Raw genomic sequence first — 25,689 nt, 5'->3', positions numbered from 1 at the left:
TTCGGAGGTCATTATGTCCGAGCAGACGCTTCCCCCCCAGCATCAGAAACACCGCCCCGGCAAAGAGGGCGAAATGCATCCAGAACCCATTTATATTTCCGAGCAGTACAAAGCCGCAGGCAAGCTGGAGGGCAAGGTCGCAATCGTGACTGGCGCTGACAGCGGTATCGGGCGTGCCGTGGCTGTGCACTTCGCCCGGGAGGGGGCCGATATCGTCATGCTGTATCTCGAAGAGCATGCCGACGCAGAGCACACCCGCAAGGAAGTCGAGCGTGCCGGGCGCAAGGTAAAGGTTTACGCCGGTGATGTGGCCGAAGAGGCCCTGTGCCGAAAAGTGGTAGAGGAAACGGTCGCCGAGTGGGGGCAGATTCACGTGCTGGTCAACAACGCCGGCGAACAGCATCCGCGCAAGAACCTTGAGGATATCCCTCAGGAACAATGGGAGCAGACCTTCCGCACCAATATTTTCGGCATGTTTCAGCTGACCAAGACAGCCTTGCCGCATATGCAGGCCGGTGCGTCTATCATCAATACCACGTCGGTAACCGCCTACAAGGGCAGCCCCATGCTGCTCGACTATTCATCAACCAAAGGTGCAATCACAGCCTTCACCCGTTCGTTGTCGATGAACGTGGCGGAGCGCGGGATCCGCGTCAACGGGGTGGCGCCCGGTCCGATCTGGACGCCGCTGATTCCTTCCACCTTTGACGCCGAGAATGTTGAAACCTTCGGCGCCAATACCCCGATGAAACGTCCCGGGCAGCCCGCCGAGCTCGGCCCGGCCTACGTCTATCTTGCCTGTGACGACTCCAGCTATATGAGTGGCCAGGTTCTTCACATCAACGGTGGCAGTGTCGTTAACGGTTGATAGCCGATGAGTGCACCGCCCGACTTTCCACTGCCCGGCCAATCCGGGCTTCAGGAGCCTAAACAGATGTCGTCTGAACATACCAACGAGCATTCGCATGGTGCTGTTCTATCCCTTGATGATGCGGTCCGGCTTCCGCGCATTGCTATTGAAAGCGTGCAACCGCAGGTTGAGTCGGGTCGGTTCGCAGCCAAGGCTATTCAGGGCAGACCCGTTGAGGTCTCCGCCGTGGTCTTTTCCGACGGTCACGACAAGCTCGGTGGGCGCCTGATCTGGCGCTCGATCCGGGATGACGGCTGGCAACGTGTGCCACTGGAATTCATTGCCAACGATGTGTGGCGAGCCCGGTTCGTGCCTGATCAGCTGGGGCGAATGGAGTTTGCCATCGAAGCCTGGGTGGATACCTACGCAACCTACTGCGACGAGTTGAAAAAGAAATTTGCCGCAGGTGTCCCGGTCCCGCTGGAGCTGGAGGAGGGCGAGCAGCTGCTGCGTCAGGTCAAGCAGCACGCGCCATCCGAGCAGGTCAGCGTGCTCGACGATGTGTTGCGCCAGCTGGCCGAGACTTCTGAAGTTGATGACAAAGTTGGCATCATGCTGGCACCGCAAACCGTTGACGCAGTGATCGCCAGCGAATCGCACCCGCACAAAGTGCGCAGCGAGGCCTACCCGGTAGAGGTGGATCGACGCGCTGCGGAATTTGCCAGCTGGTATGAACTGTTTCCCCGTTCCGTGACAGATGATCCGCAGCGCCACGGGACGTTTCGCGATGTGATCGAGCGGTTGCCGGATATCGCCGCGATGAATTTCGATGTGCTGTATTTTCCGCCGATTCATCCAATCGGTCGCACCCACCGCAAGGGCCCTAACAACTCGCTGATTGCGGGGGAGAATGATCCCGGCAGCCCCTATGCCATCGGTAGCCACGAGGGCGGACACGAGGCGATTCATTCGCAACTGGGTACGCTGGATGACTTCCACGCTCTGGTCGAGGCCGCCCAGGCACACAAGCTGGAGATTGCGCTGGATTTCGCGATCCAGTGCTCGCCTGATCATCCCTGGCTCCAGGAACATCCCGGCTGGTTCAGCTGGCGACCGGACGGCGCTATTCGGCACGCCGAGAACCCGCCGAAGAAGTATGAGGACATCGTCAACGTTGATTTCTACGCGGACGACGCGGTGCCATCGCTGTGGGCAGCCCTGCGCGATGTGGTGCTCGGCTGGGTCGAGCATGGCGTAAAAATGTTCCGGGTCGACAATCCGCATACCAAGCCCATGCCGTTCTGGGAATGGTTGATAGCTGATATCCGGGACCGTCATCCTGACGTGATTTTCCTCTCTGAAGCCTTCACCCGGCCACCCATGATGGCCCGCCTGGGCAAGCTCGGCTTCAGCCAGAGCTATACCTATTTCACCTGGCGCAATACCAAACATGAGCTGCAGGAATTCTTCACCGAGCTCAATCAGCAGCCCTGGCGTGATTGTTATCGGCCGAATTTCTTCGTCAATACGCCGGATATCAATCCGTACTTTCTGCATGAATCGGGGCGAGCCGGCTTTTTGATCAGGGCCGCCCTGGCAACGATGGGCGCGGGGTCCTGGGGCATGTATTCAGGCTTCGAGATCTGTGAGTCTGCCCCGGTTCTGGGCAAGGAGGAGTATCTCGATTCGGAGAAGTACGAGATCCGTCCGCGCGATTACCATGCCCCAGGCAACATTGTCGCCGAGATCACCCATCTCAACCGTATCCGCCGCGCCAATCCGGCATTGCAGACGCACCTGGGATTCCAGGCCTACACCGCCTGGAATGACAATATTCTGTATTTCGGCAAACGCACCGAGGATCTTCAGAACTTTATCCTGATCGCCATCAGCCTGGATCCACACAACGCCCAGGAAGCGCACTTCGAACTGCCGTTGTGGGAGTTCGGCTTGCCCGAAGATGCCGAGATGATTGGCGAAGACCTTATGACCGGCCATACCTGGACCTGGTATGGCATGACCCAATGGATGCGTATCGAGCCATGGAACCAGCCCTTTGGTATCTGGCGTCTGCGGCCGTTACATCAGAGAGACCAATAATGCCAAAAAAACAACGTAGTGCAGCCTTTATCGATGACCCACTCTGGTACAAGGACGCGGTCATATATCAGGTGCACGTCAAATCGTTCTTCGATTCAAATAACGATGGTATCGGGGATTTTCAGGGGCTGATCGCCAAGCTTGATTACATCGCCGACCTGGGTGTGAATACCATATGGTTGCTACCATTTTACCCCTCACCGCGACGCGATGACGGCTACGATATTTCCGACTACCGCAAGGTGCATTCGGATTATGGCCGGATGGCCGATGCCAAGCGCTTCATTGCCGAGGCGCACAAGCGTGGCCTGCGGGTTATCAGCGAGCTGGTCATCAATCATACGTCGGATCAGCACCCCTGGTTTCAGCGTGCTCGCAGGGCCAAGCCGGGATCGGCGGCGCGCAATTACTATGTGTGGTCTGATACGGATGAAAAATACGACGGCACGCGGATCATCTTTCTCGATACCGAGACGTCAAACTGGACCTGGGACCCGGTCGCCGGGCAGTACTTCTGGCACCGTTTTTATTCCCATCAGCCGGATCTGAACTTTGACAATCCGCAAGTGCTCAAGGAAGTGCTATCGGTCATGCGTTTCTGGCTGGATCTGGGGGTCGATGGTCTCCGTCTTGACGCCATCCCCTACCTGATCGAGCGCGACGGCACCAATAACGAGAACCTGCCCGAAACCCATGTGGTGCTGAAAAAGATCCGCGCGGAACTGGATCGCCTGTACCCCGACCGTATGTTGCTGGCCGAGGCGAACCAGTGGCCGGAAGACACCCAGATGTACTTCGGTGGCAACGAGGAGGGCCTGGGTGACGAGTGCCACATGGCCTTTCATTTCCCGCTAATGCCGCGCATGTACATGGCGATCGCTCAGGAGGATCGTTTCCCGATCACCGACATCCTGCGCCAGACGCCGGACATTCCGGCCAACTGCCAGTGGGCCATCTTCCTGCGCAACCATGACGAGCTCACGCTGGAAATGGTGACCGACCGCGAACGCGATTACCTGTGGAATTATTACGCCGCGGATCGCCGGGCGCGCATCAATCTGGGTATCCGTCGCCGGCTCGCACCGCTGGTTGAGCGGGATCGCAGGCGTATCGAGTTGCTCAATAGCCTATTGCTGTCGATGCCCGGTACGCCGACGCTGTATTACGGTGATGAGCTGGGCATGGGCGATAACATCTTTATCGGCGACCGCGATGGTGTGCGCACGCCCATGCAATGGTCAGCGGACCGTAACGGTGGTTTCTCCCGCGCGGACCCGGCCAGTCTGGTATTACCACCGATTCAGGACCCGTTGTATGGCTATCAGACGATCAACGTCGAAGCGCAGTCAGCTGACCCGCATTCGCTGCTCAACTGGACGCGGCGGATGCTGGCGGTGCGCAAGCAGCAGCAGGCCTTCGGCCGCGGTACGCTGAAAATGCTGGCACCGCCCAACCGGCGGATTCTCGCTTATCTGCGTGAGTACACGGATGAACAGGGTCAGACAGATACGATTCTTTGCGTAGCCAACGTGTCCCGAGCTGCCCAGGCGGTAGAGCTCGATCTCAGTCAGTATGTCGGTAAGGTGCCAGTCGAGATGATCGGCGGCAGTGCCTTTCCGCCCATCGGCCAGCTCAGCTACCTGTTGACGTTGCCGCCCTATGGTTTCTATTGGTTCCTGCTGGCAGAACAGACGCAGATGCCTAGCTGGCACGTCGAACCTCCAGAGAGGATGCCCGAAATGGCGACCCTGGTTCTGAAACGACAACTTCAGGAAGTGCTCGATGAGCAGCCGCTCAAAATCCTCGAGAAGGAGACCTTGCCGGCCTATCTGCCCAAGCGGCGCTGGTTTGCCGGAGCGGGAGCGCGGCAGCCAAAGGCGCGTATTCTGTATGCGGTTCCCTTCGGGGACAGCGCCCATCAGGCGTTGCTCAGTGAGGTTGAGGTCAAGACCGGTGATCAGGTCGACTACTATCAGTTGCCGCTGGGTTTCATCGGAGAGGACGATAGCAGCGTACTGGCCGAACAGCTGGCGATGGCGCGCATCCGTCGTGGGCGCCAGGTCGGTTTGCTGACCGACGCCTTCACCATGGAAAGCTTCATCCGCGCGTTGATCAAGCAGCTGCGTGACGGGCAATCTGTCGAGACCGAGCGCGGGGCATTGGCCTTCCAGGGCAGTGAAGCCTTGTCGTCGATGGAGTTTGAGGATGATGTCGAAATCCGATATCTGTCCGCCGAGCAATCCAACAGCTCGGTCATCATCGGCGGCAGGATGGTGCTCAAACTGATTCGGCACGTACACGCAGGTATCCATCCTGAACTGGAGATCGGTGCCTATCTGACCGATCGCGGCTTCGAAAACTGCGCGCCGATGCTGGGTCAGGTCACCCGCACCGACCCCTCCGGCGAACCCTACGCACTCATGGTTCTGCAGGGTTATCTGGACAACCAGGGCGATGCCTGGCAATGGACCCTGGTCACCCTGGACCGCGCAATCCGCGACCAGATGGCTGGCGGTATATCGCAACACGAGAACCAGTACGGCGCACTGACCGAGCTGGAGGAATTCTCCGCAGCGCTCGGGCAACGCCTGGGCGAAATGCACGTTGCGCTTTCGTCCCCCACCGATAATCCTGACTTCGCCCCGGAGCCTACCCGCGAGGAAGACACGCAGGGATGGGCACAAAGTATCCGCGAGCAGCTCAAGTCTGCCCTGGGTGCCCTTGAAGGCAGCGAAGCCCAGCTGGATGAGGAGGACGTTGCCCTGGTTCGCAGTCTGCGCAAACAGCAACAGCGCCTCGATCAGCAGATCGACAAGCTGGCGGCGAAAGCGGTCGGCGGGTTGCGTTTCAGGGTCCACGGTGATTTGCACCTTGGCCAGGTTCTGGTGGTCAAGGGCGACGCCTATCTGATTGACTTCGAGGGGGAGCCGTCCCGTCCATTGCAGGAGCGCCGCGCCAAGCTCAGCCCCTACAAGGATGTGACCGGCGTGCTGCGCTCGATCGATTACGCCGTCGCCATGGCATGCCTCAACGCCCAGAGCACGGACAGTTCTGACGAAGCCGAACAGAGCCGCGAGGAGATCGTTCGCGATTATCGAAACAGATCGACCGCCGCCTTCCTGCAGGCCTATCGGCAGGCCGCAGCCGAGATTGCACATGACTGGGCCGACGCTGATGGTGAAAACGCAGCGCTCACTCTGTTCAGTCTGGAGAAGGCTGCCTACGAAATTCTTTACGAAACAGAGCATCGTCCGACTTGGATAAGCGTTCCGCTTAACGGTCTGGCCGAGCTCGTTCAGCAGCTTGAGGACAACTTATGATGGATAGCCAAACGTCCGACGACGATCTTCGCCTGGCGGAAGTCGATACCCAGGCGCTGGTACGGGCCGAACATTGGAACCCCTTCGCGGTACTCGGTCCGCACGAAATTAACGGGCGAATAGTCGTACGCAGTTATCTGCCCAACGCGTTGAGCGCTGAGCTGATCGACGCAGAAAGCGGCGAGGTGCTGGGGCAGATGGAGCAGCCGCAGATTCCGGGATTGTTCGTCGGGCGCTTGCCGGATCGACGTGCATACCGACTGCGCATTCGCTGGGCCAGCGGTATGCAGGAAACAGAAGATCCGTACTGCTTCGGTCTGCTGCTCGGCGAGATGGATATGTATCTGTTCGCCGAGGGCAATCACCGTGACCTGGGACATTGCCTTGGCGCGCAGGTAATGAATATCAACGGCGTCGATGGGGTCCGCTTTGCGGTCTGGGCGCCTAATGCGCGCCGTGTTTCGGTGGTTGGCCCCTTCAATAGCTGGGACGGCCGCCGCCATCCGATGCGCCAGCGACATCCCTCCGGGATCTGGGAGCTGTTCGTTCCACGCCTGCAGCCTGGCGAGGTGTACAAATACGAAATACTCGGCCAGCACGGCATTCTGCCGCTGCGCGCGGACCCGGTAGCGCTAGCCACCGAAGCGCCACCCGCCACGGGCTCGGTGGTTGCCGACCCGCTGCAGCATCACTGGCAGGATCAGGAATGGATGGCGCAGCGGCCTGAACGGCAGTCGCATTCCGCCCCGATGTCGATTTACGAACTGCACGCCGGCTCCTGGCAGCGTGAGGATGGTGATGGCCGTTTTTACAGCTGGCATGAACTCGCCGAACGCCTGATTCCCTACATCAAGGACCTGGGATTCACCCATATCGAGCTGATGCCGATCATGGAACACCCGTTTGGAGGCTCCTGGGGATATCAGTTGCTCTCACAGTTCGCGCCGACCGCGCGGTACGGCACGCCGCAGGATTTCGCTGCGTTCGTGGATGCCTGCCATTGCGTCGGTATCGGGGTGATTCTTGACTGGGTTCCTGCGCATTTCCCGACTGACGAACACGGTCTGGGACGTTTCGACGGCACCGCACTTTACGAATACGAACATCCGTTCGAGGGTTTCCATCAGGATTGGGACACCTATATCTACAATCTCGGACGGACCGAGGTGCACGGCTTCATGCTGGCTTCGGCGTTGCACTGGCTACGTCAGTTCCACATCGATGGGCTGCGCGTGGATGCCGTGGCATCGATGCTTTATCGGGATTATTCGCGCAAGGATGGCGAGTGGATCCCGAACAAATACGGTGGCCGGGAAAACCTCGAGGTGATCGACTTTCTGCGACATCTCAACGATGTAGTAGGGACCGAAGTCCCCGGCGCGCTGGTGATCGCTGAAGAATCCACCGCCTTTCCGGGCGTGAGTCATCCGACCCGGGAAGGGGGGCTCGGCTTTTCCTACAAGTGGAACATGGGCTGGATGCATGATTCGCTCACGTATATGGCCGAAGAAACCGTACACAGGCGTTATCACCACCACCAACTGACCTTCGGCTTGCTGTACGGCTTCACTGAGCAGTTCATTCTGCCGATCTCGCACGACGAAGTGGTGCACGGCAAGAAGTCCCTGCTGGACAAGATGCCCGGTGACCGCTGGCAGAAATTCGCCAACCTGCGTCTGTACCTGAGTTTCATGTGGACGCACCCCGGCAAGAAGTTGTTGTTCATGGGCTGTGAGTTCGGATCCTGGCGCGAGTGGAACCATGACCACGAACTGGACTGGTATCTACTGCGTTATAACGAGCACCAGGGCGTACAGACGCTGATGAAGGAGCTGAATCGCGTTTACCGTGAAGAGCCGGCCATGCATCAGCTGGATGGCAAGGAAGCTGGTTTCCAATGGCTGATAGGGGATGACGAGGCCAATAGTGTCTATGCCTGGTTGCGCAAGGGAGAAGCGGGCGCGCCGTTACTGGTGGTTCATAACTTCACTCCGGTGCCGCGCAATAATTACCGGATTGGTGTGCCTTTGGAAGGCGCCTGGACAGTGTTGCTCAATAGCGACGGCGAGCAGTACGCCGGCTCCAACGCGGGTTGTACCACGGAGACCATGACTGAGGATCAGGTCGCCCATGGTCAGCCGGTATCGCTGGTACTGGATCTCCCGCCGTTAGGCACGCTCATCCTGCGTCCGCAGGCGGGTGACATCGTCTGACTGTGCGCCTTGCGGGTCGGGTTTGTCTGTCCCGGCCTGCTTGCGCAGGGTTTTAGCGCGCTTTTCTATTACCAGATACATGATCAGCGCGATGGACAACGGGAACAGAAAGTAGATAGCCCGATAGCCGATCAGCGCCGCAAGCAGGGTGCCTGCGGGGATCTGATGCTGAAGCAGCGCCAGAAAGACCGCCTCCAGCACGCCCAGCCCGGCCGGAATGTGCGTCACCACCCCCGCGATACTGCTGACCATCAGAATGCCCAAAATAGACGGAAAGAACGCTTCTTCGGGCAGCAACATATAAATCAGCCCTGCCATCAGCGACCAGTTGACCGCACCGAGCGTAGCTTGCATCAGCGCAAGCCGCAGCGAGGGAAGTTCGATCTCGTGGTCACGCCATTTCCAGATGCGTTTGGACGAGAACCGGCAGGCCAGCAGGTATGCCAGCGACACCGCCAGCAGGGCGAAGCCGATCAGCTGCAAGGTCGTCGTGCCGATGGCCCAGTTCTCTGGCAGCTCCATAAGGCGCAGCGAAAACACCGTCCCGGCAAGGATCATGTAACCCACCCAATTGGCCAGCAGGCTGATACTCAGAACACGCGTCACAGTCGCGACACTCAACCCCAGCCTGGAATAAAGCCGGTAGCGCAACGCAATGCCGCCCACCCAGGCGCCAAGATTGAGATTGAAGGCATAACAGACGAAGGCCGTCGGCAGCACCTGCGTGACCTTCAGTTTGTGACCGGTATAGTAACGCCCGAGCAGATCGTAGCTGCTGAACACCAGATAGCTGGCCAGCGTGATGGCGGCACCTGCCAACAAGGTCGGCAGGCTATAGCTCTGCAGGGCCTCTTTCACTTCCTGCCATTCGACATTCTTGATCATGTTGAACAGCAGAACCGGGATTACGATGAAAAAGAACAGTGTGACCCCGCGTTTGAGCCAGGTGATTCTACGAGCGCGTTTATCGTTCTTCGGGGATGCTTCAGAGTGGTTTTTCTTCACGGTGACTTCTCTTGGCTGCAGGCTAGCTCCGGATTTGTGGCGTCCGTATCGACCGGCGTTACTTCGTCCGTTACAGGTTCCAATCGGGGGGTATGCGCGGGCAGCCAACCGATGATGGCCGGGAAATGACGCAGGAAGTGGAAGCTGGCTGAAATCAGCGGAGCCCGCCACCAATAGCCCCTCGCAGCGACCTTCAGGGTAACCGGCTGGCATTTGCTGTTGCCCAGCTCGACAAGGTGCTCATAAAGTTGCTGGTTCAGGTCAGCGTCGCGAATGAACAGGTTCGCCTCGAGATTGAGCGAAAGACTCAGGGGATCAAGATTGCTGGAGCCTACGGTGCACCATTCCTTATCGACCAGTGCGATCTTGGCGTGTAGCGGCCGCTCGCAATATTCGTGGATGACGACGCCGTCGCGCAGCAGATAGTTATATAACAGCACCGACAGCGCCCGCACCCATGCCCGGTCCGGTTGGCCCTGCAGGATCAGTGTCACTTTCACCCCGCGCCGTGCGGCATTGCGTAACTCCCGCAAAATCCGGTAGCCGGGAAAGAAGTAGGCGTTGGCCAACAGCAAGCGGTAATTGGCGGACCGTATAGCGCGGATGTACTGCTCTTCAATGTCGGTGCGGTGGGTCTGGTTGTCACGGATTGACAGCAGGATGCGCGCGTTACCGGCACGTGCCGTAACGGGTTTGATTGCCGGCAGCGGCTCGGTGACCGGGCTGTGCTGGAGGATTGCGCGGCTGGCGCGGTGCAAGTCAGCCACGATGGGTCCGCGTACCTGCACCGCATAATCCTGTTTGGCCAGCGGACCGAAATCTGCGAGATGGTCAGCGCCAAAATTGATGCCACCGACGAAGCCGACCTCAGCATCGATAACGATTATCTTGCGGTGCAACCGGCGGAACAGGTTGGTGCGCATGCCCAGCAGGCGAGGCCGCGGATCAAACATCTGCATGACAATACCGGCTGCGGCGAGCTCGGCGATATAGTCGCTGCTCAGTTCTGCAGTGCCGTAACCGTCCACGATCATTTCCACGTGGACGCCACGCGAGGCCGCCTCAATCAGCGCTTCCTTCAGATCCTGACCTACCTTGTCGTCAAAAACGATGAAGGTTTCGAGCAGGATTTCCTTGCGAGCGGCGCGAATGCACTCAAACACGCGGGGGAAGAATTCTTCACCATTGATAAGCAGCTCGACGTCATTGCCTTCCTGCCAGTTGAATCTCATAGTCGTACCTCGACAACCAGGGGAGCGTGATCTGATAAATGAGACCACGGCCGTTGTGAAAGTACTGCAGGCGCATGGGTCGTCGCGTTGCGCACGTAGATGCGATCCAGACGCAGCAGCGGCAAGCGCGCCGGGAAACTTTTCGCCGGTTTACCGAAGGCGTTGACGAAGGCTTCAGTCATGCCACATTCGTTCATGATGCGGTCGGCGCGCAGGCGCCAGTCGTTGAAATCGCCAGCAACGATAACCGTTTCGTTAGCCGGCAAGCCTTCAAGAAATTTGCTCAACAGGCGCAGCTGCTCATCCCGGTGCGTTTCGCGCAGGCCCAGATGCACGCAGATGGCATGCACATCGCGCTGTCCCGGTACGTCGAGTACCGAATGCAGCATGCCGCGTTCCTCGGTGCCGCTGATGCTGACATCAAGATTGTCGTAGCGCAGAATCGGAAACTTGGACAACAGCGCATTGCCATGGTCGCCGTCCGGGTAGACCGCGTTGCGCCCGTAGGCAAAATCCGGCCACATGGTATCGGCGAGAAATTCGTATTGTGGCGTATCAGGCCAGTTCTGCCAGCGTTCGGCGTGTACCCGGTGCGCGCCTATCACCTCCTGCATGAACACAACATCAGCCGATGTGGTGTTAACCGCGTCGCGCAACTCCGGCAAAATGAAGCGCCGGTTAAAGAAGGTAAAACCCTTGTGTACGTTCGCGGTCATGATGCGTAGGGAATGTACCGGTGGGGCGAGTTGAGTTTTGGCGTGGGCGGAATAAGACGCTTCGGTCACTGCTTGGCTCCCTTGCCTTCGTCCGGCAACTGCCCCGGTACGACTTCCAGTTTCTTCGCCTGGCCCAGCTTTTCCAGCAACTGGCGGGCATCGTAGGGGGCACGGACTTTGATATCGTTGTCGAAATAACAGTACAGATCACAGGCCTGCTCGGCCGTGTCGTGATGCGGCGCAATGAGTGTGGCATCCCTGGGCTGGCGGCCTTTGACCCATAGCTTTATGCGTTTTTTCCAACGATCGAGCGCTTCGTCGGAGTAGCCGCTGCTGTATAGCTCCTTGTCACCGTGCAGACGGATGTAGACAAAGTCGCTGGTGAGATCCTCGTGATAGGGCCATTTGCCCGCGGTGTCGGCGACTACCAATGCGACTTGCTGGCTGCGTAACAGCTCGACAAAATCCTCATCGAGCCCTTTTGGATTACGGATCTCGACGGCATGGCGCATACGGCGTTTCGCGCCGATGTCCAGATAGCCGGGTTTTTTCAACCGTTCGGCGCAGCCTTTGGCGAGTTTGGCTGCGTCGTCGGTGTTGCGCGGCAATAACTCAAGGAAATCCTTGAATTGCTCCCGGTCGAGTTTGAAGTTCGCTGGAAACTGCCACAGCATCGGACCCAGTTTCTGACCGAGATGCAGCGGCCCCGACGCCAGGAAGTTCGCCAGGGGCTCCTCGATGTCGCGGAGCCGTTTGGTGTGAGTGATGAAGCGTGGACCCTTTACACTGAAGACGAAATCTTCGGGCGTTTCGGCAGCCCAGCTGGCATAACGTTCTGGCGTTTGCAATGCGTAGAAGGAGCCGTTGATTTCGATGCTATTGACCGCTCGTGACGCATACTCCAGCTCTCGGCGCTGCACCAGCCCATCGGGATAGAAATCTCCGCGCCAGGGGCGGTAGCGCCAACCGGAAATCCCGATGCGAATATCGCTCATTCAGCGTCCTTTTGCTGCCGATGGTGTGATCAATATTTGGCTGGCGGGTCGCTGGCCGGAAAAGACTCATCGATTGTCTCGTCAACGCGGTCTTCTTCGTCTTCGGGGTGCTCCAGATTCTCTCGTGACCCACGGTCCGGATCGGGTAGATCTTCGGGCCGGATATCCTCGTCTTTTTTCGGCGGCGTAACTGCTTTCATACTGGAACCTCGCAATAAGCTGAACGAATCACAGATCAATACAGACCTCTTCCTTCGGACTTGAGGGCGCGGTGACGGTTCAGTTTTTTTGTGGCCGGCGAATCTGGACCGCTGCCGAAAAAGTAGCACGGCGGGGGTGAATTTAAGGTTCTGCTGTGGCTGCCTTGGTCGGCTATCTGAGTGGCTGAAGCCCAGAATTGCTTCTTTTTGGAATGGTAACCAGCCGCCGCTCGGACAGTTCCCTTGGCAAAAGGGGGCTAGGGGGATTAACTTCGGCGAGTTACCTGGCTGATTTGGAGCTGGTCGCCCGCCGCCTATCAGGGCTGCGCAGACGCCGTGAACCCGTCCCTGGGGGCTTGGTGAAAACATCCCTGTTTTCAACACTTGCTCCACCCTGACAGCCGGCAGGCTTGAATGAGCATTGGCGTGAGGTGGAAATTAAAACCGCTTTGGTTTTCCTCTCAGGCAACTCCAGTGTTCATTGCGAAGCGAGGCGACGGGGCTGAGCCGACCGTGCGATGACATGGATGTCATCGACGAGCTTACAGGGAGGTACTTGCAGCGTGTCGGCGCAGGGCTGTCGGCTTGCGGCAGCTGACTCTGGTGAACCACCCAGCGAACTGCTTGGAATTTGTTTGAATCGGTGGGTATTGCCGCCGACATGGCCGGAGCAGGGCGCCCGCCGGCTGTCAGGATGGCGCAAGACGCCGTAAACCCATCCCTGGGGGCTTGGTGAAAACATCCCTGTTTTCAACACTTGCTCCACCCTGACAGCCGGCAGGCTTGAATGAGCATTGGCGTGAGGTGGAAATTAAAACCGCTTTGGTTTTCCTCTCAGGCAACTCCAGTGTTCATTGCGAAGCGAGGCGACGGGGCTGAGCCGACCGTGCGATGACATGGATGTCATCGACGAGCTTACAGGGAGGTACTTGCAGCGTGTCGGCGCAGGGCTGTCGGCTTGCGGCAGCTGACTCTGGTGAACCACCCAGCGAACTGCTTGGAATTTGTTTGAATCGGTGGGTATTGCCGCCGACATGGCCGGAGCAGGGCGCCCGCCGGCTGTCAGGATGGCGCAAGACGCCGTAAACCCATCCCTGGGGGCTTGGTGAAAACATCCCTGTTTTCAACACTTGCTCCACCCTGACAGCCGGCAGGCTTGGATGAGCATCGGCGTGAGGTGGAGCAATACCGAGCTCACTGCTGCGGCTATCAGGTAATCACCACACCCTAAACAAACACAACCTCGAACGGCTGCTGCATGCGTTCCAGCATGGCGGGAGTCAGCGGGGGTGCGAGGCCGGCCTCGGGGTCGCCGCTGAGTTGACTGGCAAAGGCCTGGATAGCATGGCGTTTACGCGCCTGGGTCCAGCGGTCAAGATGAATCTTGCACGCGCGTTTCCAGGGAATCCGCGGATCCTCAGGGCTTGCCCATTGCCAGGCAAAAACCGGAACTTCATGCACCGCGCAACCGATCTCCGCGCCGACCGCGAGGGCCGCCAAGGCTACGGCCTGGTGGTCGCTATGGCCGTCATCTCGCCAGGGCGTGAATACCACATCGGTGGGGCGAAGATAAGTGCGGAGAAATTCAATCAGGGCAGGTTGTCGACCAGCTAGCTCCGCGTCAGGGAAGCCGCCATGAATCCATTGCAGATGATTCATCGACAGCCCCAGACGCCGCAAGGCTTCGGCGCTTTCCTGCGGGCGGATAATGCCGAGCCGCTCCGCCGTCCAGAGCCTGGAGCCAGGGTGGCTGGCACTGCCGTTGGTGATGGATACCAGCATCAGGTTGCGTTGCTGCCGGGCGAGCAATTGCAGGAGCCCGCCGCAGCCAAGCACTTCATCATCCGGGTGGGGTGAAATGATCACTGCGCGGGCATGTGCCGGAACCAGCTGTTCGCAAGCGATCACCGGGACCGACGCCATACGCTCCGAGCTTTTCCAGGCATGCAGCGGGGAGCCATCCTTGGTGATATCAAAGTTCATCGTGTTCCCAGCTCCGTAGGAGAGTCAGCGCTATTAATACCCGAGGTTGGCCCGAAGCCTTACCGCTGGTCCTTGTGTTGCAACTCGAACAGCAGCAATGAACGGCTGGTCACCGCAAAGTTGCTATCGAACTCATGGTGCTCGATTCGTCTGAGTTCAGGCCTGTTGGTATCGATCAGGCACACCCAGCCAGATCCTTGGGCAACCTCTGGTAGTAAAAAGTTCACCGTCTCGTGATGCGCATTCATGATCAGCAACAGCGTGGCGTCCTCGCCGCCCCGCCGGATACCCGTTGGTTGGGCGCGGCCGTCCATCAACATGCCGATGCAGCGGCCGTTGGTGTCATGCCACTGATCTTCTGACATCTCCTCCCCTTCGGGTGTCAGCCAGGTGACGTCCTTGACGCCGAGGTCCTCGTTGTAATGGCCGACCAGAAAACGACCGCGGCGCAGAACCGGGTGCGCCTGGCGCAGCGCGATCAGCCGGCGGGTGAAGCTGAGCAGTGCGGAGCCTTCATCGTCCAGTTCCCAATCGATCCAGCCGATCTCGTTGTCCTGGCAATACACGTTGTTGTTGCCATGTTGAGTCCGACCGAATTCGTCGCCGGCCAGCAACATGGGCGTGCCCTGGGAGAAAACCAGCGTGGCAAGCATGTTGCGCATTTGTCGCAGGCGCAGCTCGTTGATTTCCTCATCATCGGTGTAGCCCTCGACACCGTGGTTCCACGACAGGTTGTTGTCACTGCCATCTTCGTTGTCTTCGCCGTTGGCTTCGTTGTGTTTGTCGTTGTAGGTGACGATGTCGCGTAGAGTGAAGCCGTCGTGGGCGGTGATGAAGTTGATCGAGGCGTTCGGCCGGCGACCGCGCTGGTTGAAATGGTCTCCCGAGGCGGTGAGGCGGCTGGCCATGTCCGGCAGCTTGCCCTCGTCGCCACGCCAATAGGCGCGTACGTTGTCGCGGAACAGGTCATTCCACTCCGACCAGCCCGGCGGGAAGCCGCCCACTTGATAGCCTCCGGGGCCAACATCCCAGGGCTCGGCAATCAGTTTGACCTTGCTCAACACGGGATCCTGGCGACAGGCGACCAGAAAGCCGTGGCGCTCGTCATAGCCGTCGTGATGCCGCGCTAGAATGGTGGCGAGGTCGAAGCGGAAGCCATCCACTCGCATCTCGGTGGCCCAGTAACGGAGCGAATCGGTGACCATCTGCAACACGCAGGGGTGGCCGAGATCGAGCGTGTTGCCGGTGCCGGAGTCGTTGATGTAATAGCGCTTGTTGTCGGGCATCAGGCGGTAGTAACTGGAATTGTCGATACCGCGCATGGATAGAGTGGGGCCCAGCTCATTGCCTTCGGCGGTGTGGTTGTACACCACATCGAGAATCACTTCGAGGCCGGCGCTATGCATGCGCGCGACCATTTCCTTGAATTCGCTTATCTTGCCGCTGGCGAGATAGGGTGCATGCGGCGCGAAGAAGGCGATTGTGTTGTAACCCCAGAAATTGGAGAGTCCCTTTTCTTGCAGGTGCGGTTCGTTGACAAAGGCATGAATCGGTAACAGCTCGACGCTGGTGACCCCAAGCGAGCGGATATGCTTGATGACTTCGTTGTGCATCAGCCCCGAAAAGGTGCCACGTGAGGACTCAGCCACGGCGGGATGCTGCATGGTGAAACCGCGCACGTTTGTTTCGTAGACGATGGTACGGTTCCAGGGAATGCGCGGATGATGCTGATTTCCCCAGGTAAAAGCCGGGTCTATGACCTTGGCTTTGGGGACAAAGGGCGCGCTGTCTCGTTCATCGAAGCTCAGATCGCCGTCCGGCGAGCCGATGGTGTAGCCGAATAGCTCATCGGTCCATTCCAGCTTGCCTACCAGTTGCTTGGCGTAGGGATCGATCAACAGTTTGTTGTGATTGAAACGGTGTCCGGCTTCCGGCTCGTAGGGGCCGTAGACACGGTAACCATAGATAACCCCGGGATGGGCATCAGGGAGATAACCGTGCCATATCTCGTCGGTATATTCAGGCAGCTCGATGCGTTCCAGTTCAACCTGACCGCTGCTGTCGAACAGGCAAAGCTCGACCCTGGTGGCATGGGCCGAAAACAATGCGAAGTTGACGCCCAGCCCGTCCCATGTCGCGCCCAGAGGGAAGGGCGAGCCTTCGGTGACGCGGGACGTCTGCTTGAATTCGGGTACCAGCGGAGTGGCTTCGTTGTGTTGCCTGCTCATGCTCTAACTCCTCAAAACCTGCCCGCGGGCAGGTTATTTACTCTTGGGCGCTTTTGGTGTTTTGGGTGCCTTGGGGGTCTTTGGCACTTTGGGCTCTTTCGCTTCCTTGGTGGTCTTGGCAGCGGATGAGCGAGGAGCACGGGGTTTTTTCGGTGTGCCTGGGCCAGTGGGTGCGCCCGGCACCGCCACCGGTGCTTCGGCCTCTGGCGACAGGTTGGCTTCGGTGGGTCTGGTCACCTTGCGATTGCGTACGGCTGGTCTGGCCGCTTCCTGGTTTTCGGCCTCGACCAGTTTGCGGGCCATTTCCCAGTGCCGGTCATGTTTGCCGGTGGGTCGCCCTTCGGACTCCCAGATCTGGTAAGCGAATTCGCGGATGCGTTCTTCATCTGCGGTCATAACAGGAACTCCTGACAATGTGGAGTGGAACAAAGAAGATTTACTGGAAAGTCAGCCAGCACTTCAGACAGTGCAATGCTGCCCGCGTCAGGCTCGATGGCGCGCGTGGAAAACACACCGGTCAACGCGGCCTCACTAAGCGGGCTGGGCAGGCGGACCCGAGTATTCCCCCACTGCTCGGGCGGAATGTGCGGAGTGTCGTGCTCGGCGAGCCGATCGGATGAATGCAAGGGCGCGACGATGATCATGTAATCTCCTTCATAGCGTCGCGCGAATGCGATAACACGGTCGGCGTGCTCGCCCTCGATCTCCAGCGGAACATAGGCCCCCCGGCTGAACATCTGGGGCTGGGCGCCACGTACAGCCAGAATGCAGCGCAGCAGCCATTGTTTGACGCGGCCATCGCGCCAATGTTCCACCAGCTCCTGCTTGTCTGGCAGGTGTTTCAGTGCGTTGACTCTGGCACTGAAATCAACCGGGCGACGGTTATCAGGATCGACCAGGCTGAAATCCCAGAATTCCGCACCCTGGTACAGGTCCGGTACGCCCGGAACGGTCATGCGTAACAGGCTCTGGGTCAGGCTGTTCAGGGCGCCGGCGGGGGCAATCGAGGCGGCAGCTGCGGCGATGTCCTCACACAGTTCCCGCGCGCCTGGATCGGTGAGCAGCCGGGTCAGAAATTCTCGACAGGCGGTCTCATAGGGCTCGTTGGGCGCGCTCCAGCTGCTGCGTAACTTGGCTTCGCGCAGGGCTTTTTCCTGCCAGCCGATGAGCCGTTGCAAATAGTCATCCATTTTCGCCGGTTCGCCTGGTTGCAGATCCAGCGGCCAGCTGCCGATCAGCGTCTGATACAGGATGTACTCATCCGCTGCGCTGGGGGCGACGCCATCCGCCAGTTCCTGACGCAGCGGAGCTGCGAGTGCCTGCCAGTCCTGCACCCGGTGGGCAAACCATTCGGCGCGCTCACTGAGAACAGCCAGCCGCGCACGGGTATCTTCGCCACGCTTGTTGTCGTGAGTAGCAGTGGTCAGCAGGTTTTCCGGGAAGTGAATCAACCGATCGAGGCAGATCTGGTGGAAGCTTTCCAGTGGCGCGCTAAAGTGCTGCGGGTCATAGCCGACGTCGTAGCGTGACAGCAGCACACCCGCGCGATAACAGGCTGTGTCCTCGACTGCCTTGGCCGCGGCCGGCGAAGTCAGCTGCTGAAACCGGGCGAGAATCTTCTCTCGCAGGTGGCGTTCATTGCCCGGTGGAAGTTCGCGCAGGGGTTGCCCGCCAAGCCACTGATCGAGCTTGTCGAGGATGGGCCAGTCCGCTTCCGACAGTGCTTCGCGCGCGCCTTCGTAGGCCTGCTGAAAAAACGCCTGGTCGGTGTGGGAGCGTCCGCACGCGCCGGCATAGGTCCGGTACACCGGGAAATGCGCCACAAGCTCGGTCAGTGCCCGGCGTATCGAACCCAGTGTCAGATCCCGGGTGTCGATATCCTGTCGAGCTATCTGCAGGAGCCCCTGTGCCACGGTTTCCAGGTCGCCGGCGAGGGAGCTGGCCAGCACCAGCTTGCGCGCCTCATACACTTCGACCATGAAATCCGCCGGTCGGCCGCTCAGTTCGGCCCACAGCTCCGTGAGGGCGGCCTCACCGCGGGGATCGTGTTGCAAAAGCGACACCTGGTTCATGAATTCATAGCCGGTGGTGCCATTGACACCCCAGTCATCGGCCAGGGTTTCGCCTTCAGCAATGATCTTTTCGACATAGATCGGAAACTGCTCGCCGAGCAGGTCAGCCGGACGCTTTTCGAGGAGGCTGTTGACGCGCCGGCGTAGCTTGCGACAGTAGGCGCGGGGATTAGCCAGCCCGTCTACGTGATCGATGCGCAGCCCATTGATCCAGCCCTTTTCGATCATCTCGAATATCTTGGCATGGGTCGCCTCGAAGACGGCCGTATTCTCGACCCGCAACCCGCCCAGCTCGTTAATGTCAAAGAAGCGCCGCCAGTTGATGTCGTCTGACGCGGTCCGCCAGCTGGCGAGACGATAATGCTGCCGTTCGAGTAGTTGGTGCAGCTTCTCCTTGCCCTGCGGCGTTTGTGGATCAAAACGCGCGAGCGCCGCTTCGATGGCCTTCAGCGTGTCGGTATTGGCCGCCTGAATTGACAGGTCGCGGCGCAGCACCCGGGCCGCTTTCCATGCGCCAGCGGTATTTTCCAGCTCGGCGAATTTGCTCGACAGCGCGACCAGGGTCGCATCCTCACTTGCCTGTAATACGTCGGCGTAGGTCGGCGGATACAACGGAAAGCGGTGGTCATAGTGGCTGGCATACAGAGCGCCTTCCTTCTGATCGAAATGCAGCTCGATTTCGCCGGTGGCGAGCACTTCGCCGTAATCCGTGCGCAGAAAGGGCACCAGCAACTGACCATGCATCAACGGATCCTGTGACTGCCACTGGATGTCGAAGAACTGTGCGTAATGGCTCATCGGGCCCCATTCCAGCACGTCGAGCCACCAGGGGTTGGCATCGCCGCCCACCGCCATATGATTCGACACGATGTCGAGGATCAGCCCCATGCGGTGGTCCCGCAATTCGTTGGCCAGCCGCTCCAGCGCAGCCTCGCCTCCCAGTTCAGGATTGATCCGGGTCGGATCGACGACGTCGTAGCCATGCATCGAGCCGGGTCGGGCGGTGAGCAGGGGTGAGGCGTAGAGGTGGCTGATGCCCAGCCGGGAGAAATACCGGACCAGAGGTACCGCGTCGTCGAGGGTGAAGCCCTTGTGAAATTGCAGTCTTAGCGTCGCCCGCAGATCATTCATGGTGTGCTGTTCCGCTTGAAATGTATTGCTTTTGATCAAGGCTTGCTGCTGCGCGATTGCGCCGAGGCGCGAGCAGTCGCCAGGCGTTGCAAGCGGCCCTTGACCTGTTTGTCCTCCAGCATGAGCCGCGCTGCCATTGGCCAGCGGCGGCGCCAGTTGGGATGTTCGTTGCCTGGCCCCGGCAGGTTGGGTTGCTCTTCGCTGGCCATGGCATCTTCAATGGGCAACAGCGCCAGCGAGGCCGGCGTGCTGCCGATGAACTCGATGCTTGCCTCGAGTTTCTTGCTCAGTCCCGCCTCGGTCACATCGAGGCAGCCGGCTTTGGTGAGTGCTGCGGTCAGCGCGCGTTTTTCCTTTTCCCGTTCCGGGCGGTCAGCCTCGGTCTGCTCGGCAGAACTGTGGCCGGCCTCGAGTCGCCAATCGATATCGCGACCCTTTGACCACCCGCACAGGCTGGGTAAATCATGCGTTGTGGTTGTGGCGAGTGCGTCTCTGGGCCATTTGCCGGGCGGTATGAAGCGCCCTTCGTCCTGCTCGAACAGCAGTACGCGCATTCCCAGAATGTTGCGGCTGGCAAGTTCTTCGCGCAGTCCCGGCGGGACGGTGCCGAGGTCTTCGCCGATAACCAGCGCGCGGTGGCGCCAGGCCTCCAGGGCGATCAGCCGTAACTGATCCTGGAACGGATAATCAAGGTAGGCGCCCTGGTCAGGCGAGGCGCCATGGGGGACGATCCATAGACGTTTCAGGCCCATCACATGATCGATGCGGATGCCGCCAGCGTGCGCCAGGTTGGTCTGTAACATTTCGATGAAAGCGCGGAAACCGTTAGCGCGCAGGCCGGAGGGAGAGAACGCCGATATCCCCCAGTTCTGACCCGAGCGGTTGAGTATGTCCGGCGGAGCGCCAACGCTGACAGAGGGCAGAAATTCTGCCTGACGTGTCCAGGTCTGGCTGCCGGAGCCGTGGGCACCGACGGCCAGATCGGCGATCAGCCCCAGGCGCATGCCCGCATTGCAGGCGGACTTTTGGGCGCTGCGCAGGCTACGGTCGATGAGCCACTGGGCAAATACATGAAATCCGACCTCTCCAGCGTGTTCACTGGCGAAGCGTTCGACTTCTGCACTGTGGGGGTCGCGAAAGGCTGGCGACCATTGCCGCCAATCGCCTGGCTGACCGCTGGCAAGCATATACCCGTGCAGGGCCTCGAAACGGCAGTGCTGGGCCAGCGCTTCGCCGCCCTGGTCTTCGAAGCGGGTCAGGTCCTCGTGGAGTTCGCTCTGGGTCCCGGTGAAATTGCGGTATAGCTGACGCAGCAAGGTCAGCCGCACCTGTGATGCCGCTGGCCAGTCGATCAGATCCAATGCTTCGAGCCGCTGCATTTCCGCAGCCAGGTCGTACTCGGCAATAGCCTGCGCTACCGCCTGCTCGCCCAGAACGCTGGCCGGCGCCGAGTGCAGTATGTTGAAGAACATTCGACTCGAGGGGGAGTAGGGGCTGTAGTTACCGGTATCGGCACTGAACATCGCATGGACCGGACTCATCGCCAGGGTATCTGCGCCGGCAGCGGCAGCGCTTTTTGCCAGGTCGGACAGGGCCGCAGTATCACCCAGACCGCCATCACCTTCGCGCCGCAGCGAATAGAGCTGCGCAGTCAGGCCCCAGAGATGCGCATTGGTCTCGCCGGTCAGTTCGTCAATACTGGGGCAGGCAGGCGGTGCAGTGGCCAGGATAATCCGTTCGTCGCTGATTTCCAGCTGATGGTAGCCCCAGTCCGCGATAGCCGGCAGCGCTCCCGAGGCGTCCAGTTTACCCTCGCGGGATTCGCCGTTCTCCAGGGTGAGCCGGAATGCAGTGCCGGGGCCGAAGTGGGGCGTCAGCGAGAGGTTCTGACCTGCTTCGAGGGTCATCAGAGGAGCCAGCTCCTTGCCGCTCTGCTGGTCCTCCAGGTGCGCCAGGCTCTGCCTGATCTGCGCGTCGTCGCCAGTGGCGTGGCCGAGTGCTTCCAGCAGATTGCGCTGGACCTCCACTGACACCTGTTGTTCTTGCTCGAAGGCATCAGTCCACTCGATATTGATACCGGCCGCTCTGGCCAGCTGAGTTAGCAAGGTGTCGCTCATGCTGCAGGCTCCAGAGAGGCCAGGGTGCTGCGAGGCCCAAGCACGCCGGTTTGCGGTTCACCATTGTAGGCAAACAGTATCTGGGCGGTTTCCGCTAGCGGATCGCAGGTGACGTAGGCGTCGCTGAGATTGATATCGATCCGCAGCAGGCTCCCATCGCCCATCTGCCAGGACGCTGACACGGCGTTGTCGGCCAGCACGCTGGTACCGGCAAAGCGCGCACCGGCGAGACGCGGGATGATGTGTTGATGGCGCAGCTCCAGCAGGCTGGTATAAAAGTCGCGCCAGTGCTGATACTCGGGCCGGCTTATGGCGACATAGTCGGGACGCGATGCCGAGAAGGTTTCAACGGCGTTGGGATCGGGAATCTTGCGTTCGGGATGTTCGGCAAACAGCGAGAACTCGCTGAACTCCTTCTGCCGCCCTTCACGCACGGCCTGTGCCAGCTCTTCGTTATGGTCGGTGAAGTACAGGAAGGGTTTCTTCGAGCCCCATTCCTCGCCCATGAATAACAGCGGCACCATGGGAGAGAGCAGCATAAGCACAATGGAAGCCTTGAGGGTGCTCTCATCGGCCAGTCTCGTCAGGCGCTCGCCAAAGGCGCGGTTACCAATCTGGTCATGATTCTGAAGGAACAGCACGAAGGACGAAGGCGGCAGATGGCCGCTGGGCTCGCCGCGGCTGGAACCGTGCCGCGAGTTCTCGCCCTGAAAGATAAACCCTTCACCCAGGCATCGGGACAGCTTCAGGGTTGGCTCTTCGACGAAGTCGGCGTAATAGCCTTCCTGTTCACCGGTCAGCAGGGTGTGCAGTATGTTGTGCGCATCATCGTTCCACTGGGCGTCGAAGCCGCGTTGCAGCAGATTGGCCGAGTTATCCTCGTTCTCCAGCACGAGATGCACATGGCGATCCGGACCTGCCGCGTCGCGTACCCGCTGCGCCAGTTCGACCAGAAAATCCTTTTCGCTGATGGCATGCACCGCGTCGAGGCGCAGGCCGTCCACACGGTAGTCGGTGACCCACATCAGCGCGTTTTCGCAGAAGAAGTTCCGGACTTCGGGGCGCCGGAAGTCAATTGCCGGCCCCCAGGGCGTCTCGATGTCCTGGCGGAAAAAATCACCGGCGTAGTGACCAAGGTAATTCCCGTCGGGGCCGAAGTGGTTGTAGACCACATCGACATAGACCATCAGCCCTAAAGCATGCGCAGCATCGATCAGGCTTTTCAGCTCTTCGGGCGTGCCATAGGACGAATCCGGGGCGAACGGCAGTACCCCATCGTAGCCCCAGTTACGCGCGCCTGGAAATTCCCCCAGCGGCATCAGTTCTACCGCAGTAATGCCCAGCTTTTGCAGGTAGGGCAGATAAGCCTGGACGCCTTTGAACCCGCCGAGCAAACCGACGTGCAACTCGTAGATGATGGTCTCGTGCCAGGGCCGTCCCTGCCAGGCAGCGGTCTGCCAGTTGAAGGCGTCGTGGTCGACTACCGAGCTGAAGGCGTGCACATCGCCAAGTTGAGCGCGGGAGGCGGGATCGGGCACACGCAGGTCGCCGTTGATGATGAAGCGGTATCCGGTCCCGGCCGGGCAGGGTACCTGCCCGCGGAACCAGCCGTCTGGAGTGGATCCAAGGTTATGGATCGCACCGCTGACGAGCTCAACCGATACTTCGCGTGCATCAGGAGCCCAGAGACTGAAACGGGTATCGCCGTTGGCCAGCACCAGTGCGCCATGGGTGGGCGCGGCTGCCATCAACTCCGCCTCCCAACTTCAGCCGCTAGCGCGCGGGATACGCGTTCGCGGACCAGGCTGCGGTAGAGCTCGTCGTAGGGTTTGACCGACTCGGCCCAGTACATGGGGGACATCATGGCACGGCGACGCATGGCGTTCATCAGCTCCGGATGCTGGAAGATGTTGATAGCGCGCATGACGGCATCACGATAGCTGTCCGCAGTGGCGTCACTGAAGAGGAAACCGGTTACGCCGTCTTCGATGGTATCGACCAGGCCACCTGTACGGTGCGCTATAGGCAGCGAGCCGAAGCGTTGGGCGTACATCTGGCTGAGGCCGCAAGGTTCAAAGCGCGATGGCATGAGCAGGAAATCGCTACCGGCAAACATCCGCCGTGCGTCCAGCTCGTTGAAGCCGATGTTGACTCCGATACGGCCTGGATACTGTTCCCCCAGCTCGACCATTTCAGCTTCCAGCGTGGGTTCACCCCGACCAATGACGGCGATGCGTCCACCCGCGGCAACGATATCGCCGGCAATTTCCCGGGTCAGGTCGATACCTTTCTGATGGACCAGGCGCGAGACCACAACAAACAGGGGCCCATCGCTGTGATCCAGCCCGAAGGTTTCTTCGATGTAGCGGGCATGTTCGGCCTTGCCTTCTGCTTCCAGGTCGGTGAAACCTTCTATCAGGTGGGGATCGCTGCCCGGCTCCCAGCTGCGATCGATGCCATTGGTGATGCCGGTCAGGCGGCCTTCGATCGCGCGGCGCCTGAGCAAGCCATCAAGTCCGCAGCCGGCTTCTTCGGTGGTGATCTCCTGGGCATAGGTCTTGCTGACGGTGGTGGTGTGGCTGGCATACGCGACGCCAGCTTTGAGAAAGGATAGTTTGCCGTAGAATTCGACACCTTCGGGTACGAATGCTTGCTGGGGAATGCCCAGCTCGGGCAAGCATTCTGCATCGCACAAACCCTGGTAGGCCAGGTTGTGGACGGTAAACACACTAGGCGTTCGCTCGCCACGCAGAGCCATGTAGGCCGGCGCCAGAGCGGCGGGCCAGTCATTGGCGTGCACCAGTTGGGGGCACCAGCTGATTCCGGCGTGCCCCGAGGCGAGGTCGGCAGCCGCCAGACCGAGGCGGGCAAAACGGATATGGTTGTCGGGCCAGTCACGGCCCTGGGCGTCGCCGTAGGGGCTGCCTTCACGCTCGTAGAGTTCGGGGCAGATAAGTACGTAGACAATGAGTCCATCAGCCAGATCCATACGTCCGATCCGGCATGGCGGAATAGCCGCCCGACCCTCTACCTTGCCAACAATTCTGATCGGATGGCCGCTGTCCATGACCTGGCTATAACCGGGTATCACCACGCGTATATCGTGAAACTCCGACAGCGCCCGTGGCAATGAAGACGATACATCCCCGAGCCCCCCAACTTTAATCAGATCGGAAAATTCCGGCGTCACAAAAAGCACTTTTTTCTTCTGGTTCTGCTGACTTTCCACATGAAGCTGTGGCCGGACTTTTACCTGAGCCGGATCGGCGGATCGCACTGTTGAAACAACATTTCCCATACTCCATATCCTCCGGATAATCGTGCGTCTGGCGAGGCAGCTCCTGTCTGAGTGCTGTGCACTTGTTCGGTGCGCAGTGCTGACCGAGCCATCCGTGGCAAAAGGCCTCTGATCCGCGCGCTATAAGCAAGGGGGGGCTGCTGCTGCGAATAGAAGATCCGCTTACTTTGATGACCTGATTCGGGAGGCTTAGTTCCGGTTTTGTGGAGTGGTCGACAAAAGTAAATCG

The 25,689-nt window shown here is 59.6% G+C and carries 16 protein-coding genes; 4 read left to right on the top strand and 12 right to left on the bottom strand.

Annotation, left to right across the window (positions count from 1 at the left end):
• The first annotated feature begins 13 nt into the window (after positions 1-13).
• The 4 genes from FZE95_RS15765 (at position 14) to glgB (ending at position 8,483) form a co-directional block, all read left to right on the top strand.
• Positions 14-868: an SDR family oxidoreductase gene (locus FZE95_RS15765; RefSeq protein ID WP_150301835.1), complete on the top strand. Its 855-nt coding sequence runs from the start codon at positions 14-16 to the stop codon at positions 866-868.
• A 66-nt stretch (positions 869-934) separates the two neighbouring features.
• Positions 935-2,950 carry an alpha-1,4-glucan--maltose-1-phosphate maltosyltransferase gene (locus FZE95_RS15760; RefSeq protein ID WP_150301834.1) on the top strand — a complete coding sequence of 672 codons (2,016 nt, stop codon included), beginning with the start codon at positions 935-937 and terminating at the stop codon, positions 2,948-2,950.
• Positions 2,950-6,270: a maltose alpha-D-glucosyltransferase gene (gene treS, locus FZE95_RS15755; protein WP_150301833.1), complete on the top strand. Its 3,321-nt coding sequence runs from the start codon at positions 2,950-2,952 to the stop codon at positions 6,268-6,270. The genes FZE95_RS15760 and treS overlap by 1 nt, the downstream gene beginning before the upstream one ends.
• Positions 6,267-8,483: a 1,4-alpha-glucan branching protein GlgB gene (glgB, locus tag FZE95_RS15750; RefSeq protein ID WP_150301832.1), complete on the top strand. Its 2,217-nt coding sequence runs from the start codon at positions 6,267-6,269 to the stop codon at positions 8,481-8,483. Before treS ends, glgB begins: the two co-directional genes overlap by 4 nt.
• Here the strand turns inward: glgB and FZE95_RS15745 are convergent.
• From FZE95_RS15745 to glgA, 12 genes are all read right to left on the bottom strand, one after another.
• The gene (locus tag FZE95_RS15745) at positions 8,439-9,488 is read right to left on the bottom strand and encodes a lysylphosphatidylglycerol synthase domain-containing protein (protein WP_150301831.1); all 1,050 of its coding nucleotides are present in this window, start codon (positions 9,486-9,488) and stop codon (positions 8,439-8,441) included. The two genes, glgB and FZE95_RS15745, sit on opposite strands and share 45 nt — an antisense overlap.
• A complete protein-coding gene (gene clsB, locus FZE95_RS15740) occupies positions 9,485-10,720 on the bottom strand; it encodes a cardiolipin synthase ClsB (protein WP_150301830.1) in 1,236 nt (411 codons plus the stop codon). Before clsB ends, FZE95_RS15745 begins: the two co-directional genes overlap by 4 nt.
• Positions 10,717-11,436, bottom strand: a complete 720-nt coding sequence (locus FZE95_RS15735; protein ID WP_150301917.1) for an endonuclease/exonuclease/phosphatase family protein — start codon at positions 11,434-11,436, stop codon at positions 10,717-10,719. Before FZE95_RS15735 ends, clsB begins: the two co-directional genes overlap by 4 nt.
• A 65-nt stretch (positions 11,437-11,501) precedes the next feature.
• A complete protein-coding gene (locus FZE95_RS15730) occupies positions 11,502-12,431 on the bottom strand; it encodes a DUF72 domain-containing protein (protein ID WP_150301829.1) in 930 nt (309 codons plus the stop codon).
• Between the two features lie 29 nt (positions 12,432-12,460).
• A complete protein-coding gene (locus FZE95_RS19640; RefSeq protein WP_178100957.1) occupies positions 12,461-12,631 on the bottom strand; it encodes a hypothetical protein in 171 nt (56 codons plus the stop codon).
• 1,227 nt (positions 12,632-13,858) lie between these two features.
• Entirely contained in the window at positions 13,859-14,614 is a 756-nt protein-coding gene (locus FZE95_RS15725) for a PIG-L deacetylase family protein (RefSeq protein WP_150301828.1), read from the bottom strand.
• 59 nt (positions 14,615-14,673) lie between these two features.
• Positions 14,674-16,842, bottom strand: coding sequence for a glycogen debranching protein GlgX (glgX, locus tag FZE95_RS15720; RefSeq protein WP_150301827.1), 2,169 nt, complete (start codon positions 16,840-16,842; stop codon positions 14,674-14,676).
• A 33-nt stretch (positions 16,843-16,875) separates the two neighbouring features.
• Positions 16,876-17,238: a DUF2934 domain-containing protein gene (locus FZE95_RS15715; protein ID WP_150301826.1), complete on the bottom strand. Its 363-nt coding sequence runs from the start codon at positions 17,236-17,238 to the stop codon at positions 16,876-16,878.
• The gene (locus tag FZE95_RS15710) at positions 17,235-20,045 is read right to left on the bottom strand and encodes a malto-oligosyltrehalose synthase (protein WP_150301825.1); all 2,811 of its coding nucleotides are present in this window, start codon (positions 20,043-20,045) and stop codon (positions 17,235-17,237) included. Before FZE95_RS15710 ends, FZE95_RS15715 begins: the two co-directional genes overlap by 4 nt.
• Before the next feature lie 35 nt (positions 20,046-20,080).
• Positions 20,081-22,162, bottom strand: a complete 2,082-nt coding sequence (malQ, locus tag FZE95_RS15705; RefSeq protein WP_150301824.1) for a 4-alpha-glucanotransferase — start codon at positions 22,160-22,162, stop codon at positions 20,081-20,083.
• Complete coding sequence (gene treZ, locus FZE95_RS15700) at positions 22,159-23,910, bottom strand: malto-oligosyltrehalose trehalohydrolase (protein ID WP_150301823.1); 1,752 nt, start codon at positions 23,908-23,910, stop codon at positions 22,159-22,161. The genes malQ and treZ overlap by 4 nt, the downstream gene beginning before the upstream one ends.
• Complete coding sequence (gene glgA / locus FZE95_RS15695) at positions 23,910-25,460, bottom strand: glycogen synthase GlgA (RefSeq protein ID WP_150301822.1); 1,551 nt, start codon at positions 25,458-25,460, stop codon at positions 23,910-23,912. Before glgA ends, treZ begins: the two co-directional genes overlap by 1 nt.
• Between the last annotated feature and the right edge of the window lie 229 nt (positions 25,461-25,689).

Origin of the sequence: Pseudomonas profundi (assembly GCF_008638305.1) — a bacterium.
Classification (GTDB): Bacteria; Pseudomonadota; Gammaproteobacteria; order Pseudomonadales; family Pseudomonadaceae; genus Halopseudomonas; species Halopseudomonas profundi.
This window is presented reverse-complemented; position numbering and strand designations above follow the sequence as displayed.

Excerpts from the sequence above, each read along its gene's own strand:
- treZ (WP_150301823.1), bottom strand. The coding sequence starts at position 23,910 with ATGGCAGCCGCGCCCACCCATGGCGCACTGGTGCTGGCCAACGGCGAT.
- FZE95_RS15765 (WP_150301835.1), top strand. The coding sequence starts at position 14 with ATGTCCGAGCAGACGCTTCCCCCCCAGCATCAGAAACACCGCCCCGGC.
- malQ (WP_150301824.1), bottom strand. The coding sequence starts at position 22,162 with ATGAGCGACACCTTGCTAACTCAGCTGGCCAGAGCGGCCGGTATCAAT.
- FZE95_RS15760 (WP_150301834.1), top strand. The coding sequence starts at position 935 with ATGTCGTCTGAACATACCAACGAGCATTCGCATGGTGCTGTTCTATCC.
- FZE95_RS15735 (WP_150301917.1), bottom strand. The coding sequence starts at position 11,436 with ATGACCGCGAACGTACACAAGGGTTTTACCTTCTTTAACCGGCGCTTC.
- glgA (WP_150301822.1), bottom strand. The coding sequence starts at position 25,460 with ATGGGAAATGTTGTTTCAACAGTGCGATCCGCCGATCCGGCTCAGGTA.
- glgB (WP_150301832.1), top strand. The coding sequence starts at position 6,267 with ATGATGGATAGCCAAACGTCCGACGACGATCTTCGCCTGGCGGAAGTC.
- FZE95_RS15730 (WP_150301829.1), bottom strand. The coding sequence starts at position 12,431 with ATGAGCGATATTCGCATCGGGATTTCCGGTTGGCGCTACCGCCCCTGG.
- FZE95_RS19640 (WP_178100957.1), bottom strand. The coding sequence starts at position 12,631 with ATGAAAGCAGTTACGCCGCCGAAAAAAGACGAGGATATCCGGCCCGAA.
- treS (WP_150301833.1), top strand. The coding sequence starts at position 2,950 with ATGCCAAAAAAACAACGTAGTGCAGCCTTTATCGATGACCCACTCTGG.
- clsB (WP_150301830.1), bottom strand. The coding sequence starts at position 10,720 with ATGAGATTCAACTGGCAGGAAGGCAATGACGTCGAGCTGCTTATCAAT.
- FZE95_RS15715 (WP_150301826.1), bottom strand. The coding sequence starts at position 17,238 with ATGACCGCAGATGAAGAACGCATCCGCGAATTCGCTTACCAGATCTGG.
- glgX (WP_150301827.1), bottom strand. The coding sequence starts at position 16,842 with ATGAGCAGGCAACACAACGAAGCCACTCCGCTGGTACCCGAATTCAAG.
- FZE95_RS15725 (WP_150301828.1), bottom strand. The coding sequence starts at position 14,614 with ATGAACTTTGATATCACCAAGGATGGCTCCCCGCTGCATGCCTGGAAA.
- FZE95_RS15710 (WP_150301825.1), bottom strand. The coding sequence starts at position 20,045 with ATGAATGATCTGCGGGCGACGCTAAGACTGCAATTTCACAAGGGCTTC.